This is a genomic window from Nocardia sp. NRRL WC-3656, from assembly GCF_000720265.1.
Classification (GTDB): domain Bacteria; phylum Actinomycetota; class Actinomycetes; order Mycobacteriales; family Mycobacteriaceae; genus Nocardia; species Nocardia nova.
This window is the reverse complement of record NZ_JOJF01000026.1, coordinates 94,989-111,317: the sequence shown is the minus strand read 5'-3', so window position 1 is coordinate 111,317 and position 16,329 is coordinate 94,989. Positions and strand designations below refer to the sequence as shown.

Sequence of the window (16,329 nt, the reverse complement as noted above, 5' to 3'; positions counted from 1 at the left end):
AGCAGGACTCGCTGGAGAAGGTTCGGGTCACCCGATTTGCCCTCGCGCTCGCCAAGTGCCCCGAATGCGACGCCGTATGGCCTGTGGACGGCCCGAAGTCGAGTGTGAACTTCGTGCAATTCCAGCTCTTCCTGGATCTGCTGGGTGAGACCGAGATGACGGTCCCCTACGAAGTCTTGGGGACGCTCTAGCCGACATCCAGTCACGCGCGTAGGGCCATGACGACGGGTTACCGCCGCACCCTAAATCAGGGAACCGAACCGGCGCTGCGGCCGCGTCGATGCCGCGGTCTTCTGGTCCTGTCCTACGGGGACAAGCCGAAACGCCGCCAGGTGATACCTGGCGGCGTTGGTGTTGGTGAGCCGACGTCCAACATGCGCCTCTCGGCGAGTGGTCACTCGAAGCGACGAATGGGGTTGCGGCCCGGGGCTGTCCGGACGCCGACAGCGCATACAACCGGTAAGACCGGGGGGTGTGGCTGCTGGCCGGGGCGAGCTTCGCGAAGGCGATGCTGTTCGCGATCACGGTCGTCGTGATCACCTGCCCCGACGCGCTCGGTCTGGCGACCCCGACAGCGATCATGGTTGGCACCGGGCTCGGCGCCGGGCGCGGTGTGCTGTTCAAAAACGCGATGGCCCTGGAGTCCTCGGCGCGCGTGCAGGTGGTCGTGATGGACAAAACCGGCACGCTCACCAAGGGGGAACCCGAAGTCACCGAGATCGTCACCGACGACGACACCGGCGATGACACCGAACTGCTGGGCCTGCTCGCAGCCGTCGAACGAGAATCCGAACACCCCCTGGCCCAGGCCGTCGTCGGCTACGCCCACGCCCATGGCACCACCACCGCGACAGCCGATCGGTTCGAAAACGTGCCCGGTCACGGCGCTATCGCCACAGTGAACGGGCGCCGCGTCGTCATCGGCAACCGGCGACTGTTCGAACGCGAAGGGATCGAGCTGGGTGAACTGGCCGCAGCCCGTGACCGTTTGGCCGGCACCGGGCACACCGCCGTGCTGGCCGCCGCCGATGACAAGGCCGCCGCGGTGATCGCCATCGCCGACGCACCCCGCGACACCTCCGCCGCCGCGGTCCGCGAACTGCACGACCTCGGCATCGAAGTCGTCACGCTTACCGGCGACAACCAAGCCACCGCCGACCGCAACGCAGCCACCCTCGGCGTCGACACCGTCATCGCCGAAGTCCTGCCCGCCGACCAAGCCGCACGCATCACAGAACTGCAAACCGGCGGCCGCAAAGTCGCCATGGTCGGCGACGGCGTCAACGACGCCCCCGCCTCGCACAAGCAGACCTGGGCATCGCCATCGGCGCCGGCACCGACGTCGCCATCGAAACCGCCGACCTGGTACTGAATGCGATCCGATCCCCTCGACGTGCCCATCGCACTGCGCATCGGCCGCGGCACCCTGCGCAAAATGCACCAAAACCTCGCCTGGGCTGTCGGCTACAACACCCTCGCCCTACCCATCGCCGCCGGCGTATTCGAACCACTCATCGGACTCACCCTGCGCCCGGAAATCGCCGCCATGTCCATGTCCGGCTCCAGCATCATCGTCGCCCTCAACGCCCTGGCCCTCAAACAACTCCGGCTCCCCGACCACACCGGATGACACCCCAAGCGCATCGACGCGATCAGCCCCCCCAACGGTCACGCGGTATGCCTGCGCTGCCGCACTGATCGCACCGGCTACGGAAGGTAGCCCCGCAACCGGGCGTTGATCGACTCGATCATGTTTGTGCTGTAAACCACCTGCCGCAGCTCGGGCGGGAACGCCAGGAATGGAATGTACTCCGGCCAGGGCGAGCGCCAGGTCGGCGCCCCGCGCGGCGGCGTTGACATGGGTCGCTCTGTTTAGACGGCCGCGTCGGCGAGTGGTCTGGCCGCCACCGGCTGCGTTCGGGAGGAGCATGGGCAGGCGCTCGGTCAGGCCGACAACGGCACCTGGCATCTTTGGTGACGGCATCGCTCGCTGCAGCGCGTCTCTATACCCCGCGGCTGTGAGGCGCGGCAACCGTGATCGATCTGGTGCCCTCAGCTGAGCGGCGAGGAGACCGACTCGTCTTCTACAAGTGAGGAGAGGGCGCTTATTCCAGCGGGTTCGGTGGACAGCAGGGGCACGATCGCATGCCGGTTGTGTGTGCTGGTGACGGCGTCGATTTCGGCGATTTCGGTGTCGGCGCGTCGTTGGAGGAGCGGTGATGTCGGGTGGGCTGCGGCGATGGAGTTGTTGACGACCCAGGCCCAGGGGTGGATGCCGGCGCGTTCGAGATCGGCGTGGAGGCTTTCGGCTTCGAGGCGGGGTGTGGTTTCGGCGAGGGTGACGAGCAGGATCTTGGTGTCGTCGCGGTTCTGCAGTCGCATGAGCGGGGTGGTGAAGGTCGTGTTCTCGCCCATCTGGCGGGCGATTTCGCGGTGGTAGGAGCCGGTGGCGTCGAGCAGCAGCAGGGTGTGTCCGGTGGGCGCGGTGTCGACGACGACGAAGTGCCGGCGGGATTCGCCGATGACGCGTGAGAACGCCTGGAAGACAGCGACTTCCTCGGTACACGGTGATTTCAAGTCTTCGGCGAGGTTGGCGCGGCCTTGGTCGTCGAGAGCAGCTCCTTTGCTGGTCAGGATCCGGTCGCGGTAGGCGGCGGTGGCCTCGGCGGGGTCGATGCGCGAGACGGTCAGGTTCTCGAGGCTGCCGGCGAGAGTCTCGGTGAGGTGCGCGGCCGGGTCGGTGGTGGTCAGGTGCACCTGGTGGCCGCGTTGCGCGAGTGCGACGGCCACCGCGGCGGCGAGGGTGGTTTTGCCGACTCCACCCTTGCCCATGCACATGATCAGGCCGTGGTCATCGGAGGCGAGCTCATCGACCAGGGCCGACAGCGGCGCATCCGGTGCGGACGCAGCAGGCGCGGGTTCCGGTTGCGTCGCTGCGTTCGATTCGGTGGTGAACATGGTGTCGAGGGCGTCGAGGCCGACCATGTTGGTCGATTTGAGTTCGACTTGATCGATGGGCAGCCTCCGCAGGTCGGCGGGCAGGTCGGCGAGGGCGTCCTGTTCGCGGGCGTAGATCGCGGTGGCCAACTCGTCGCCACCGTCGGGTTCCGGGAGGACACCGTTGATGACAACGTGCTGTCGGACCAGTCCGATGTCGGCGAGTTCGGTGTGGGTGCGCGCGATCTCGGCCAGCGGGGACCGTTGGGGTCGGGCGACGAGGACCAGACGGGTTCGCTGCGGGTCGGCCAGGGCGGCGACGGCGCCGGCGTAGATGGTGCGCTGCTTGTCGAGCCCCGACAGCGGACCGAGGCAGGAGGCGTCGCCCTTGCCGTCGTCGAGGAACTCGGTCCACGATCCGGGCAGCTGCAGCAGGCGAATCGTGTGGCCGGTGGGGGCGGTGTCGAACAGGACGTGGTCGAACCCGGCGATCGTCGTCTCGTCGGTGAGCAGCGCGGTGAACTCGTTGAACGAGGCGATCTCGGTCGTGCAGGAGCCCGACAGCTGCTCGGTGATCGAGGCGAGTTCCTTCTCGGGAAGCAGGCCGCGGACAGGGCCGATGATGCGTTCGCGGTAGGCGGCCGCAGCCTGTTCGGGGTCGATCTCGAGTGCGGACAGCCCAGGCACCGCAGGAACTTCGGTGATGGTGTTGCCGATGCTCATCCCGAAGACCTGTCCCACGTTGGAGGCGGGATCGGTGCTCACGAGCAGGACCTTGTGGCCCTGCTTGGTGAGGGCGACGGCGGAGGCGCAGGCGATCGAGGTCTTCCCGACCCCGCCCTTGCCGGTGAAGAACAGGAACCGGGGTGCACCATTGAGGAATTTCACGGGTCGGCCTTTCAGCAGCAGCTGGTGTTGTCCGGGCCGCCGCCGCAGCAGGATTCGGCTGCGGTGGTGTCGGCGAGGCCGAGCATCCGGCTCCCGGCGGGCGCGGCGGCCGGCTCGGGGGCGATACCGGCCCACTTGGCAAGCTGGGCGCGGTCGGGGTAGCGGCCGGTGACGGCGGTGACGCCGTCGACCAGGATCAGCGGCAGCCCCTCGGAGCCGGAGATCTGCAGGAAAGCCTTGACCGGTTCACGCTCGGCGAAGGCGAGGGGCTCGCTGGCGAGGTTGTAGCGGGCGATGTCACCGCCCTGGGAGGTGATCCAGTCCATGTCGGCGGTGAAGGTGACCAGGGCCTGGTCGACGTCGCCGCCGCACACTCCGGTGTTGCAGCACAGTGCGGGCTCGAAAACCTCGATACGGGTCATCAGTGATAGCTCCTTTTCTCAGGGGTGGGTAGGGCTGCCGGTGAGCTGCTCGGCGAGCCGGGCGACCCGGGCAGTGATGTCGTCGCGAACCAGGCGCATGCGTTCGATGCCGTCGATGCCGCGCTCGGACGGCTCGTCGGTGTCCCAGTTCTCGAACCGGGTTCCGGGGACCGGGTCGAGGTGGGCCTCGCGGCCGAGAGTGACGACCAGGTCGATATCACGCACCAACCGCGGGTCGATCAGCTTCGGAGACTCGCCGGTGATGTCCACGCCCACCTCGAGAAGCGATTGCGCGGACAGGGCGTTGACGGTGGTGCCGGGCTTGGTACCGGCCGAATGCACCTCGACCGCGTCACCGGCGGCCTTGCGCATCAACCCGGCCGCCATCTGGGACTTGCCGCCGTTCTTCACACAGACGAACAGCACCGAAGGTCTGATCACGCGTGGGTCCTTCCGGGGTGGCCGGATTCACCGGCCGTTCATTTGACGAGTTGGATCGATAATTGTCAATATAGACGTATGCCGAACCAATCGTCGAGTGGGGTCGAGGCCTGTTGCTCGCCGCTTACGCGGGAGCCGTTGACCTCTGATTGGGCTTCTGACCTGGCGCGGATGTTCAAGGCGCTCGGTGATCCGGTGCGTCTGCGGGTACTGAGTCTGATCGCGAGCCGCGCGGGCGGCGAGAGCTGTGTGTGCGATATCTCGCCGGCGTTCGAGCTGTCCCAGCCGACGATCTCCCATCACCTGAAGGTGCTGCGGGAGGCCGGTCTGCTCGACTGCGAGCGCCGCGGGACCTGGGTGTACTACCGGGTGATCCCGTCCGCGCTGGCCCAGTTGTCGGCGGTGCTGTCGACCGAGCCGGGTGTTGTCGAGGGCTATGCCTGCGCAACGGTCGACGCGGCGAACCACCTTGCCGGAATGCAGAGAAGGATCTCATGACCACTGATATGACCGTTTCCGAACTCATCGTCGTCGGCTCGGGACCGGCCGGTTACACCGCCGGCGTGTACGCCGCCCGCGCCGAACTCGAGCCCCTGCTGTTCGAGGGCACCCAGTTCGGTGGCTCGTTGATGACCACCACCGAGGTCGAGAACTTCCCGGGCTTCCGTGAGGGCATCATGGGCCCGGATCTGATGGAGCAGATGCGCGAGCAGGCCAAGCGCTTCGGCGCCGACATCCGCACCGAGGACGTCGAGGAAATCGAGCTCGACGGCCCGGTCAAGAAGGTCGTCGCGGGCGGCGAGACCTACTACGCCCGCGCCGTCATCCTCGCGATGGGTGCCGCCGCCCGCTACCTCGGAATCCCCGGCGAGCAGCGCCTGCTCGGACGCGGCGTGAGCGCGTGTGCCACCTGCGACGGCTTCTTCTTCCGCAACCAGGACATCGTCGTGGTCGGCGGCGGTGACTCCGCGATGGAGGAGGCCACCTTCCTGACGAAGTTTGCGCGCAGCGTCACGATCGTGCACCGCCGCGAGGAGTTCCGCGCGTCCCGAATCATGCTCGAGCGCGCCAAGACGAACGAGAAGATTCGCTTCATGACCAACGCCGCGCCGGTGGAGGTACTGGGCGAGAACAGCGTCACCGGCCTCGTCGTGCGCGACATCGTCACCGGGGAACAGTCCACCCTGCACGTCACAGGCGTGTTCGTCGCGATCGGCCACGATCCGCGCAGCGAACTCCTCAAGGGCCAGGTGGACCTCGACGCCGCCGGCTACGTGAAGGTCCAGTCGCCCACCACCGCGACCTCGGCCGAGGGCGTCTTCGCCGCCGGTGACCTCGTGGACCACACCTACCGCCAGGCGATCACCGCGGCCGGCACCGGCTGCTCCGCAGCGATCGACGCCGAGCGCTGGCTGGCCGACCAAGGTGACATCACAGAGAACACCCTGGCCGGCGCAGGCGAACCCGTCGCCGCCGACGCCTGACACGACCGCGGCGTCCCGACTTGTAAGGAGCGGGCGATGAACAGCGTCGATGTGGTCGTGATCGGCGGCGGGCAAGCTGGACTCGCTGCCGGTTACTACCTGCGCCGCGCCGGGTACCGGTATGTGATCCTCGACGACCAGCCCACCCCCGGTGGGGCGTGGCCGCATACCTGGCCGTCGCTGCGACTGTTCTCCCCAGCGGAATTCGCGTCCCTGCCCGGATGGCCGATGCCGGATTGGCCGGACGGATTCCCGCCCGCATCCCACGTCGTCGACTACCTCACCGCCTACGAACAGCGCTACAACCTGCAGATCCAACGGCACGTGCGAGTCACCGGCACGGCACGCGACGCGCAGGACCTCATCGTTTCCGCCGGCGACCGGCAGTGGCGGGCCCGTCGGGTGATCAGCGCGACCGGCACCTGGCAGCAGCCGTTCTGGCCGCTCTACCCGGGTGCGCGGGAGTTCACCGGCCGCCAACTCCACACCGTCGACTACCGCCGAGCCTCGGACTTCACCGGCGACCGGGTGGTGATCGTCGGTGGCGGCAACTCCGCAGCCCAACTCGTCGCCGAGATCTCCACCGAAGCCGCCACCACGTGGGTCACGACTCGGCCACCCCGGTTCCTGCCCGACGACGTCGACGGGCGTGTGCTGTTCCGGGTCGCATCCGAGCGCGCCGCTGCCATCGCCGCTGGGAAACCCGATCCCGGTGGCCCGGCCTCCCTGGGCGACATCGTCATGGTTCCCGAGGTGCGCGAGGCCCGCGACCGCGGTGTCCTGTGCCCGCTGCCGATGTTCGACCGCATCACCGGCGACGGTATCGCCTGGGGAAACAAGGTTCAGCCCGCCGATGCCATCGTGTGGGCCACCGGATTCCGGCCCGCGCTGACCCACCTGCGACCACTGCGGCTGCGCGAACACGACGGCACCATCGCCGTTGCCGGGACCCGCGCAATGAAAGAACCCCGCCTGCACCTGATCGGATACGGAGACTGGACCGGCCCCGGATCGGCGACGATCATCGGCGTCGGCCGCACCGCCAAAGCTGCCGTGGCCCAGCTCGCGCTGAGCGACTGACTCGGTATCTGCCCCGGCGCGCCGATCGCCGGAAGTTGGCTCCGCAGACCCCCGGCAGGCCTACCGTCCGCACCGCTCGGCTGTCTGGACCGCTGCTGGTAGGGCGACATGTCAGATCGTCAGATCGTGTCGAATAGGTGTCGGTGTTTGGGGCTGTCGGCTTTTCGAATTGCGCGGTGGTTGTACCCCTGGTTGTCAGGCTGGGGGATGGCAGTAGTTCGGCGATGAGTTTTTCGACGCGGGTGCGGATTTCGTCGCGGATGGGACGCACTGCGTCTACGCCGAGGCCGGCGGGGTCGTCGAGTTACCAGTCGCGGGCGGCGGGTCGAGGCGGGCTCGGCGGCCGATGACCACGATCACGTCCACGCTCGCGCCCGTCGAGGTGTAACCAGACGTTCACTTGCCAAATTGATCGACAGTGGTCAATATAGACGTATGCCAAAGTCAGAATTGTCGGTGACGCCGATCCAGCAGTGTGTCGTCACACCACTGGTGCGCGCGCCGCTCAGCGGCGACGCCGCGACCGAACTGGCCGCGGTGTTCAAGGCGCTGTCGGATCCGGTGCGGTTGCGGGTGCTCAGCGCGATCATGAGCCGGGCCGATCTGGAGGCGTGCGTATGCGATGTCTCCGACGGTATCGACGTCACGCAGCCGACCATCTCACACCATCTGAAGGTGCTGCGCGAGGCCGGGCTGCTGACCAGCGAACGCCGCGCGTCGTGGGTCTACTACAAGGTGGTTCCCGGAGCGTTCCAACGACTTTCGGAATTGTTGCAGGTTCCGGCCGAGCCCGCGGTGGTGAGCGCGTGACCACCACGGTTGATCGTCCCACTGTCGTCGGCAAGCTCTCGACGCTGGATCGTTTCCTGCCGGTGTGGATCGGTGTGGCCATGCTCGCGGGCCTGTTGTTGGGCAGGCTGATCCCCGGTCTGGGTGATGCGCTGAGCGCTGTCGAGATCGATGGTATTTCGCTACCGATCGCGATCGGCTTGCTGATCATGATGTATCCGGTCCTGGCGAAGGTGCGCTACGACCGGCTCGACTCCGTTACCGGCGATAAGCGGCTGCTGCTGGGGTCGCTGGTCCTTAACTGGGTACTCGGTCCTGCGTTGATGTTCGCGCTGGCGTGGCTGTTGTTGCCGGATCTGCCCGAGTATCGGACCGGTTTGATCATTGTCGGTCTCGCGCGCTGCATCGCGATGGTGATCATCTGGAACGACCTGGCCTGTGGTGACCGTGAGGCCGCCGCGGTGCTGGTGGCGCTGAATTCGGTATTCCAGGTCGTGATGTTCGCGGTGCTGGGCTGGTTCTACCTGTCGGTGCTGCCGGGCTGGCTGGGACTGGAGCAGACCACGATCGACACCTCGCCGTGGCAGATCGCGAAATCGGTGATCATCTTCCTGGGTGTCCCGCTGCTGGCGGGCTTCCTGACCCGCCGCCTGGGTGAGAAGGTCAAGGGCCGCGAGTGGTACGAATCCACACTTCTGCCGCGGATCGGGCCGTGGGCGTTGTACGGCCTGCTGTTCACGATCGTCATCCTGTTCGCGTTGCAGGGCAAGCAGATCACCTCGCAGCCGCTGGACGTCGTGCGCATCGCGATCCCGCTGCTGATTTACTTCGCGCTCATGTGGGGCGGGGGCTATCTGCTCGGCGCGGTGATGCGACTCGGGTATGCGCGCACGACGACGATGGCGTTCACGGCGGCGGGCAACAATTTCGAGCTGGCCATCGCTGTCGCCATCGCTACTTACGGCGCCTCCTCGGGTCAGGCACTGGCCGGCGTGGTGGGGCCGCTGATCGAGGTGCCGGTTCTGGTGGGCCTGGTGTATGTCTCGCTCGCCCTGCGTAAACGTTTCGGCGACGCCGCCGCCGCGCAGCCACTGGCAGAATCGAAGCGGTCGTCCGGCCCGCAGCCCGCATCCTCATAGTCTTCCGCACCGAAAGGTTCGTCTTCCATGGCTGACAAGCCCAGTGTCCTGTTCGTCTGCGTCCACAATGCCGGGCGCTCGCAGATGGCCCAGGGGTTCCTGACCCACTTGGCCGGCGACGCTATCGAGGTCCGCTCGGCAGGCAGCGCGCCCGCCGAGACGATTAACCCGGCCGCGGTCGAGGCGATGGCCGAGCTGGACATCGACATCACCGACCAGAAGCCGAAGATCCTCACCCCCACCTCGGTCGAATCTTCGACCGTGGTGATCACCATGGGCTGCGGTGATGCTTGCCCGTACTTCCCCGGCGTGGACTACCGCGACTGGAAGCTCGACGACCCCAACGGCAAGGGCGTGGACGCGGTGCGCCCGATCCGCGACGAGATCCGCAAGCGCGTCGAGGAACTCATCGCGGAACTGCTGCCCGCCAACGCCTGAACCGAGGAGTGTCGTGAACACCGTCGAGATCTTCGAACCCGCCCTGTGCTGTTCCAGTGGTGTCTGCGGTCCCGACGTCGACCAAAACCTGGTTGAGTTCTCCGCCGACCTGGACTGGGTGAGCAGTCACGGCGGCACGGTGGCCCGCCACAATATGGCCGCAGACCCGATGGTGTTCGCCACCAATGACGCGGTCCGCATCTTTCTCGAACGCTCCGGTTCCGACGGCCTGCCGCTGGTGCTGGTCAACGGTGCCACCGTGCTCACCGGCCGCTATCCCAGCCGCGCCGAACTCTCGAAGTGGACCGGTCTCGGCGACGCGGCACCCGTGGCCCCTCCGGCGGGCACGCAGTTGCTGGGATTAGCGGAGACCGACGGGTGTTGTGCGCCCGGCTCCGGTGAGTGCTGCTGACCGCAGTGGTGACACCGCGATTCCTCACCGCCGCACCCCGTTTCCTGCTGTTCACCGGCAAGGGCGGGGTCGGCAAGACCTCCGTGGCCTGCGCTGCCGCCATCGCCCTCGCGCGCCGGGGCCGCCGGGTGCTGCTGTCAGCACCGATCCGGCCTCCAACCTCGGCCACGTCTTCGGCCTGACCGTCGGCGCGACCATCACCGCCGTCGCCGCTGTGCCCGGCCTGTCGCTGCTCGAGATCGGTCCAGATGAGACCGCCGCTGCCTACCGGGGACGCATTGTCGGGCCGGTCCGGAACCTGCTGCTGCCAAGGAGATCGAAGCGATCACCGAACAGCTGTCGGGATCGGGCACCACCGAGATCGCCGCGTTCAACGAATTCACTGGTCTGCTCCCTGCCGACGCCACCGGCGCGCAGTTCGATCACGTCGTGTTCGACACCCGCCTCCACCGGTCACACCATCCGGTTGCTGCAACTGCCCCGGGGGGACTCAGTTTCTCGACAACGGTAACGGCGCCCCTCCTGTTCTGGGCCGCCGTCGGGGCTGGAACGTCAGCGCGCCACCTACGCCGAAGCCGTTGCCGCGCTCCTGGACCCGGGGGCGCAGCCGCCTGGTGCTCGTCGCGCGCGCCCAAACCTCCACGCTCGGCGAGCTGGCCCGCACCCATGGCGAACTTGCCGACACCGGCATCACGAGCCAATTCCTGGGGGTCAACGCCTTGCTGCTCGCCGCCGACGGCGTCGACCCGCTCGCTGCGGCGATCCAGCGCCGCGAGCGAGCCGCCCTCACCACCCTGCCCGGCCGACTCGCCGAGCTTCCCCAGGACCGGATCGAACTCGCCGCTACCAACATCGTCGGTATCCCGCCCTGGACCGCTTCTTCACCGCCGCGTGGGTCGACACCGAAACCCTTGCGCCGGAACGTCTCCCGGCTGCTCCGGACGCCCCGCTCGCGGACCTGGTGGACCAGATCCGTGCGACCGATCACGGGCTTATCCTGCGTATGGGCAAGGGCGGTGTCGGCAAGACCACCGTCGCCGCCGCGCCGGCGGTCGCTCTCGCCGCGCGTGGCCACGACGTGCAGCTGACCACCATCGACCCGGCCGCCCACCTCGCCGACACCCTGCACGGTAGCCGGGCCACCCTCGAGGTCTCGCGCATCGACCCCGACGAGGCCACCCAGCGCTACCGCGAACGAGTCCTGGCCACCAAAGGATCCGGGCTCGACGCGCACGGCCGCGCCGCCCTCGAGGAGGACTTGCGCTTCCCGTGCCTCACCGAAGTGGCTGTCTTCCAGTCCTTCTCGCGCATCGTGAACCAGTCGCGCCGCCGTTTCGTGGTGATGGACACGGCCCCCGCTGGGCATACGCTGCGGTTGTTGGACGCGGCCGGCTCCTACCATCGCGAGATCACCCGGCAGATGGGCGAGGGCCGCGGATACACCACCCCGCTGATGCGCTTGCAGAACCACCCGAGGAAACCAAGGTCGTTCCGGTCACCCTGACCGAGACGCCCCCCGTTGCGGAAGCGGCGGAGTTGCCGGAAGATCTGCGCCGCGCTGGGATCCAGCCGTGGGCCTGGTTCGTCAACAATTCCGTGGCCGCCACCCACACCACGGCGCCGCTGCTGCAACGTCGCGCCGCTAATGAGATCACCGAAATCGCCAGGGTCGTCACCGAATACGCCGACCGCCACGCCGTGGTGCCTGCGCAGATCGACGATCCGATCGGCATCGACGTGCTCGCAGCGCTAGCCTCCACCCAGGTCCGACACATCGTCAGCGGCGCTGCCGCACTGTCACCGCGCACCACAACAGCGATGTGATCAATGCGAATCAACGTGTCGGTGGGCACCGCACCCAGCAAAACGCCTTCGCCCAGTGTCCCTGAGGCGCCGGCCGAGCCGCGTACTGCCCCGTAGCCTCGACTTCAGATGGTCAGGGCTGCCCGCTCGATCGTCAGCCGGTGCTGGCGAACCCATGCCTGTGTGGCCATCTGTACAGCGTCCCACGGGGATCCGAAGGGCGGAGTGTAGGACAGATCCAGATCACCGACGGCATCGACGGTCATGCCGTGGAACAGTGCGGCCGCATAGGTATCGACACGCTTGGCGATCTCTGCGGTGCGGCGGCCGATCAGTTGGGCACCCAACAGCAGTCCGGTGTCGCCATCACCGGTGATGCGAATGGTGATCGGGTTGCGCCGGGGTAATACGCCTTGTGGTCATCGGGCGTTGACGTCGTCGATACCGGCCGCCAACCGCGTCCGGCCGCGCGGGCTTCGTGTTCGCGCAGTCCGGTGCGGGCGGCGACCAGGTCGAAGACCTTGACCACCTGGGTGCCGAGACTGCCGGCGAAGCGGGCATCGCCACCGAGGGCGTTCTCGCCGGCGACGCGGCCCTGTTTGTGGGCGGTGGTGCCCAGCGGCAGCCAGGTGGTGCCGAGCAGGCGGTGGTGGGTGACGGCGCAGTCACCGGCGGCGAAGATGCCGGGGAGGCTGGTGCGCATCGATTCGTCGACCACGATGGCACCGCGCTGACCCAGTTCGACTCCTGCGGCAGCGGCGAGTTCGGTGTCGGGGCGCACGCCGACCACGACGAGCACGAGATCGACGGTGCAGGTGAAGGTTTCGGGGCCACGGCAGGCGCTAACCACGAGCTCGCCGGTGGCACTGTCGCGCTCGACGGCGGTGATGCTGGCGCCGGTGACGACCTCGACGCCGTGATTCTCGAGTTCGGCGTGTACGAGCGCACCCAGTTCGCGGTCGACGGTGGGCAGCACCTCGGGCAGCGCCTCGATCTGCGTCACCGTGATTCCGCGTGCGGTGAGCCCCTCGGCCATCTCCAGGCCGATATAGCCCGCGCCGATGATGATCGCGTGCCGGGGGTTCCGGGTTTCGAGGGTGTTCATGACGGCGAAGGTGTCGCCCATGGAGTGCAGCAAGTGCACCCCGTCGACGGGACCGAGGGCATCGAGTCCGGTGATCGGCGGACGCACCGATACCGCGCCGGTCCCGACGACCAGGGCGTCATAGTCGAGCTGACGGGTCTGCCCGCTGGCGTCGAGGACGGTCAGCACCTGTCCGGCCGGGTCGATGTGGGTGGCGCAGGTGCCGGTGAGCACGGTCATGCCGGTGGCGACGAGGTCGTCGGCGGTGCGGTGGGCGAGGTTGCGCCAGTGGGCGACTTCGCCGGAGACGTAGTAGGGGATGCCGCAGATGGAGAAGTTCGGGTAGTTGTCGGCGACCAGGACGGTCACCTCGGTGGCGGGATCGAGTTCACGAGCGCGCAGTGCCGCGCTGATACCGGCGTCGCTGCCGCCGATCGCGATGAGGTGCCGAGCGGTCACGAGGGGTCTCCTGGAGTTACGGCCCGGGGGCCCGCGGCGCAACAGTTAAGCAACGGGGGTGATTTCGAGATCGAGCAGCAGGCGCCGGACGTGCTCTTCGATATCGGCGCGGATGGCACGCACGGCAGTGACGTCGAGTCCGGCGGGGTCGTCGATGGCCCACTCCTGGTAGCGGCGGCCCGGGTACACCGGGCAGGCATCGCCGCAGCCCATGGTGACGATGACGTCGGCGGCGTGCACGATCTCCTCGGTCCACGGCTTGGGGAACTCACCGGAGATGTCGATGTCGATCTCGGCCATGGCCGCGACGGCGGCGGGGTTGATCTCGTTGCCCGGTTCGGAACCGCCCGACCAGGCCACCGCCTGGTCTCCTACCAGCTGGGTGAAGTAGCCCAGTGCCATTTGGGAGCGGCCCGCGTTGTGGGTGCACAGGAACAGCACCGTGGGCTTGCCATCGCTGATTTTTCCCTCGACCCGCGCGAGCGCTCGAAGTCGTTGCCGGGCAAAGCGTTCCGCAAGCAAGGGGAGGAAGTTTACGACGGTGGCCCGGCTGGCGAACTGGTCGTAGGAGGAGTGCAGGAACCGTTCGACGGTCTCCACGCCGAAGCTGTCGGTGAACTCGGTCTGCAGCCGCTTCGCGGCGGACTTCAGGGCCAGTTGCTGGTCGATGGAAAGGTCACCACGTAGGTGACCCGGTTGGACGGCGGAACTTCCGGGCATGGCCGACTCCAGTCAGACGAGTTCGATACACATCGACTTTGGCCGGTGCCGGAGACTGGTTCAAGCGAATAGCTGGTGAACTCTTACCGGTCGTCATGGTACTGCCGACGCCCGCTCGCTTACGCCGGTGGCTCGTCGGTCGATTCCGCCGCGATGGTGGGCGCGATGCGGTCGATGCGGTCGAGGATGTCTTCGAGTGCGCGATCGAAGGCGGCCTCGGCACCCATCGGCACGGGATCTGGAATCGACCAGTGCAACCGCGTCATGCTGGAGTCCAGTTCTTCATGTGCGTTGTCGCACACCGCAATAACGATGTCGCCGTTTCGCAGCAGGCCGTCCATCCCCTGGGGAGCCCGGGGCCGGATCGCGATTCCGTGCCGACGAGCGGCCGCCAGGGCCCCAGGGTGCACGTGGTCGGCGGGATGGGTACCCGCCGACGTCGCGGGGATCCGGCTGTGTTGCGCCCATGCCGCGGCAGCGAGCTGCGACCGGGCTGTGTTGCGGCTGCACACGAAAACCACCCGCGCTGCGGCCACCGAGCGGCCAATAAGCAATTGATCGGCAAACCCTGGGATCAGCTGCAGATAGCCACGCCGACGGTCCCCTTCGGAGCGCACCCGGCGCACCAGCCCCGCACGCTCGAGTGTCTGCACGTGATGGGCCAGCAGATTGGTCGGTACCGACAGCTGGGCGCTCAATTCCGACGAGGATAGGTCACCGGTTGTCAGCGCATCCACGATCCGCAGGCGGGTGGAATCACCGAGGGCGGCGTGCACGGCCGCCCGCCGCTCTATGGTCCAAGTTTTGCCAGGGTTCATTGACTCAATGATCGCTGAGCATTATCGTGACGTCAAACCTAATCACGCGATTCCACTCCATCCTCCGCGGGGAGGATGGAGTGGAATGCGTATATTGATAGGCGTCTATATAGATCGTAATCGATCTGTTCACTGCAGGTTCACTTCGCGGCGACTGGACATTCACTTTCACCAATTTCGATATTGACACCGATGCATACGGCATCGCACCGATGAGGAGTGTCAATGTTCCGCAAGTCCATTACCGCCGCGGTCGTCGCGTTGACGGCCACCGGCTTGGCCGCCTGTGGCAGTACCAGCGATGTGGGGGGAGGCAACACCACCCAAGAGGCGCAGGCCGGGCAGATCTGCGGGCAGGCCGCGGCGGCCAAGCCGGGTTATCAGCGCGCCATCGCCAAGCTGGACGGCGGGGCCTCCACGCTGTCGGGGGCGGGCTCGACCTTCGTCGCGCCGGTGATGTCGGTGTGGACCAAGAACTACTCGTCGGAGGGCGTGCAGGTCGCCTACCAGTCCATCGGCTCCGGTGGCGGTGTGCAGCAGATCAGCGCCGATACAGTCGATTTCGGCGCGTCGGACACCCCTATGAAGGACGACGAGCTGGCCAAGGCCAAGAACGGCCCGATCCTGCACATCCCGCTCACACTCGGTGCGGTGATCCCGACCTACAACGTCAAGGGCGTCAAGACCGGCCTGAAGTTCGACGGTGACACCCTCGGCAAGATCTTCGCGGGCAAGATCACCAAGTGGAACGACGCGGCGCTGACCGCCCTCAACCCGGGCACCGCACTGCCCGACGAGCCGATCGCCGTGGCGCACCGCTCCGACGGCTCGGGCACCACGGCCGTGTGGACCGACTACCTGACCAAGGAGAGCCCGACCTGGGTCTCCACCCTCGGCGGCGCGGACAAGAGCTTCGGCAAGGACATCGCCTGGCCGGTCGGCCTCGGCGGCAAGGGCAACGAAGGCGTCTCCGGCGTGGTCAACCAGACCGAAGGCGCCATCGGCTACGTCGAGCTGGCCTACGCGCTGGCGCAGAATCTGAACTACGGACAGGTGAAGAACAAGGCGGGCAACTTCGTTCAGCCCTGCATCGCCACCATCACCAAGGGCACCGACGGCATCACCTACCCTGCCGACCTGCGCACGAGCCTCACCGACGGCCCAGACGCCAATGCCTTCCCCATCACCGGCACCACCTACGCGCTGGTGTACCAGAACCAGACCGACTCCGCCCACGCCAAGGCCCTGGTGAACTTCCTGTCCTGGACCCTGAGCACCGGCCAGGACCAGGCCGCCGATGTCAACTACGCCCCGCTGGGCAAGGACCTGCAGCAGCTGGCGGTCAACCAGGTCAAGAAGATCACCCTCAACGGCGCGCCGCTCGCGTCCTGATCGCTGTACCCCGACAAGGAGAT

16 protein-coding genes and 4 pseudogenes are annotated in these 16,329 nt (G+C 67.2%); 11 read left to right on the top strand and 9 right to left on the bottom strand.

Going from position 1 to position 16,329, the window contains the following annotated elements:
• Nucleotides 1-191: hypothetical protein (locus IG65_RS39350; RefSeq protein ID WP_030517819.1), on the top strand; the 191-nt coding region annotated here is incomplete at its 5' end.
• Nucleotides 192-472: 281 nt separating this feature from the next.
• Nucleotides 473-1,630: pseudogene (locus IG65_RS37200) on the top strand (heavy metal translocating P-type ATPase); the annotation flags it as partial.
• Between the two features lie 92 nt (nt 1,631-1,722).
• Here the strand turns inward: IG65_RS37200 and IG65_RS37995 are convergent.
• The 4 genes and pseudogenes from IG65_RS37995 to IG65_RS0127285 form a co-directional block, all read right to left on the bottom strand.
• Nucleotides 1,723-1,830 (bottom strand): annotated as a pseudogene (locus tag IG65_RS37995) (transposase); the annotation flags it as partial.
• Nucleotides 1,831-2,052: 222 nt separating this feature from the next.
• A complete protein-coding gene (arsA, locus tag IG65_RS0127295) occupies nt 2,053-3,825 on the bottom strand; it encodes an arsenical pump-driving ATPase (protein ID WP_030517818.1) in 1,773 nt (590 codons plus the stop codon).
• Between the two features lie 11 nt (nt 3,826-3,836).
• Nucleotides 3,837-4,247 carry an arsenite efflux transporter metallochaperone ArsD gene (gene arsD / locus IG65_RS0127290; protein ID WP_030517817.1) on the bottom strand — a complete coding sequence of 137 codons (411 nt, stop codon included), beginning with the start codon at nt 4,245-4,247 and terminating at the stop codon, nt 3,837-3,839.
• 18 nt (nt 4,248-4,265) lie between these two features.
• On the bottom strand, nt 4,266-4,688 hold the full coding sequence (locus IG65_RS0127285) for a low molecular weight phosphatase family protein (RefSeq protein ID WP_030517816.1): 423 nt from the start codon (nt 4,686-4,688) through the stop codon (nt 4,266-4,268).
• 78 nt (nt 4,689-4,766) lie between these two features.
• Here IG65_RS0127285 and IG65_RS0127280 point away from each other — a divergent pair, with 78 nt between their 5' ends.
• From IG65_RS0127280 to IG65_RS0127270, 3 genes are read left to right on the top strand one after another with little or no spacing between them, the layout of a single operon-like run.
• On the top strand, nt 4,767-5,186 hold the full coding sequence (locus IG65_RS0127280; protein ID WP_051756964.1) for a helix-turn-helix transcriptional regulator: 420 nt from the start codon (nt 4,767-4,769) through the stop codon (nt 5,184-5,186).
• Nucleotides 5,183-6,172 (top strand): thioredoxin-disulfide reductase, encoded by a 990-nt coding sequence (trxB, locus tag IG65_RS0127275; RefSeq protein WP_030517814.1) that lies wholly within the window; start codon nt 5,183-5,185, stop codon nt 6,170-6,172. The genes IG65_RS0127280 and trxB overlap by 4 nt, the downstream gene beginning before the upstream one ends.
• Nucleotides 6,173-6,208: 36 nt before the next feature.
• On the top strand, nt 6,209-7,252 hold the full coding sequence (locus tag IG65_RS0127270; protein WP_030517813.1) for an ArsO family NAD(P)H-dependent flavin-containing monooxygenase: 1,044 nt from the start codon (nt 6,209-6,211) through the stop codon (nt 7,250-7,252).
• 205 nt (nt 7,253-7,457) lie between these two features.
• Here IG65_RS0127270 and IG65_RS39345 read toward each other — a convergent pair.
• A pseudogene (locus IG65_RS39345) lies at nt 7,458-7,574 on the bottom strand (heat-shock protein HtpX); the annotation flags it as partial.
• 113 nt (nt 7,575-7,687) lie between these two features.
• Between IG65_RS39345 and IG65_RS0127265 the strand changes: the two are divergent.
• From IG65_RS0127265 to arsA (IG65_RS35180), 5 genes and pseudogenes are all read left to right on the top strand, one after another.
• Nucleotides 7,688-8,062: a helix-turn-helix transcriptional regulator gene (locus tag IG65_RS0127265; protein ID WP_030517812.1), complete on the top strand. Its 375-nt coding sequence runs from the start codon at nt 7,688-7,690 to the stop codon at nt 8,060-8,062.
• On the top strand, nt 8,059-9,180 hold the full coding sequence (arsB, locus tag IG65_RS0127260; protein WP_030517811.1) for an ACR3 family arsenite efflux transporter: 1,122 nt from the start codon (nt 8,059-8,061) through the stop codon (nt 9,178-9,180). Before IG65_RS0127265 ends, arsB begins: the two co-directional genes overlap by 4 nt.
• 27 nt (nt 9,181-9,207) lie before the next feature.
• On the top strand, nt 9,208-9,618 hold the full coding sequence (locus IG65_RS0127255; protein WP_030517810.1) for an arsenate reductase ArsC: 411 nt from the start codon (nt 9,208-9,210) through the stop codon (nt 9,616-9,618).
• A gap of 13 nt (nt 9,619-9,631) precedes the next feature.
• Entirely contained in the window at nt 9,632-10,030 is a 399-nt protein-coding gene (arsD, locus tag IG65_RS0127250; RefSeq protein WP_030517809.1) for an arsenite efflux transporter metallochaperone ArsD, read from the top strand.
• A 5-nt stretch (nt 10,031-10,035) separates the two neighbouring features.
• Nucleotides 10,036-11,854 (top strand): annotated as a pseudogene (gene arsA / locus IG65_RS35180) (arsenical pump-driving ATPase).
• Between the two features lie 104 nt (nt 11,855-11,958).
• Here arsA (IG65_RS35180) and IG65_RS39890 read toward each other — a convergent pair.
• From IG65_RS39890 to IG65_RS0127230, 4 genes are all read right to left on the bottom strand, one after another.
• Complete coding sequence (locus tag IG65_RS39890) at nt 11,959-12,180, bottom strand: hypothetical protein (RefSeq protein WP_231509459.1); 222 nt, start codon at nt 12,178-12,180, stop codon at nt 11,959-11,961.
• Nucleotides 12,165-13,376, bottom strand: coding sequence for an FAD-dependent oxidoreductase (locus tag IG65_RS35175; protein ID WP_231509457.1), 1,212 nt, complete (start codon nt 13,374-13,376; stop codon nt 12,165-12,167). The genes IG65_RS39890 and IG65_RS35175 overlap by 16 nt, the downstream gene beginning before the upstream one ends.
• Nucleotides 13,377-13,421: 45 nt before the next feature.
• Nucleotides 13,422-14,096, bottom strand: coding sequence for an arsenate reductase ArsC (locus IG65_RS0127235; RefSeq protein ID WP_030517808.1), 675 nt, complete (start codon nt 14,094-14,096; stop codon nt 13,422-13,424).
• Nucleotides 14,097-14,215: 119 nt separating this feature from the next.
• A complete protein-coding gene (locus tag IG65_RS0127230) occupies nt 14,216-14,914 on the bottom strand; it encodes a helix-turn-helix domain-containing protein (protein ID WP_030517807.1) in 699 nt (232 codons plus the stop codon).
• A gap of 225 nt (nt 14,915-15,139) precedes the next feature.
• Between IG65_RS0127230 and pstS the strand changes: the two genes are divergently transcribed.
• Nucleotides 15,140-16,306, top strand: a complete 1,167-nt coding sequence (pstS, locus tag IG65_RS0127225) for a phosphate ABC transporter substrate-binding protein PstS (protein ID WP_036525832.1) — start codon at nt 15,140-15,142, stop codon at nt 16,304-16,306.
• Nucleotides 16,307-16,329: the final 23 nt, after the last annotated feature.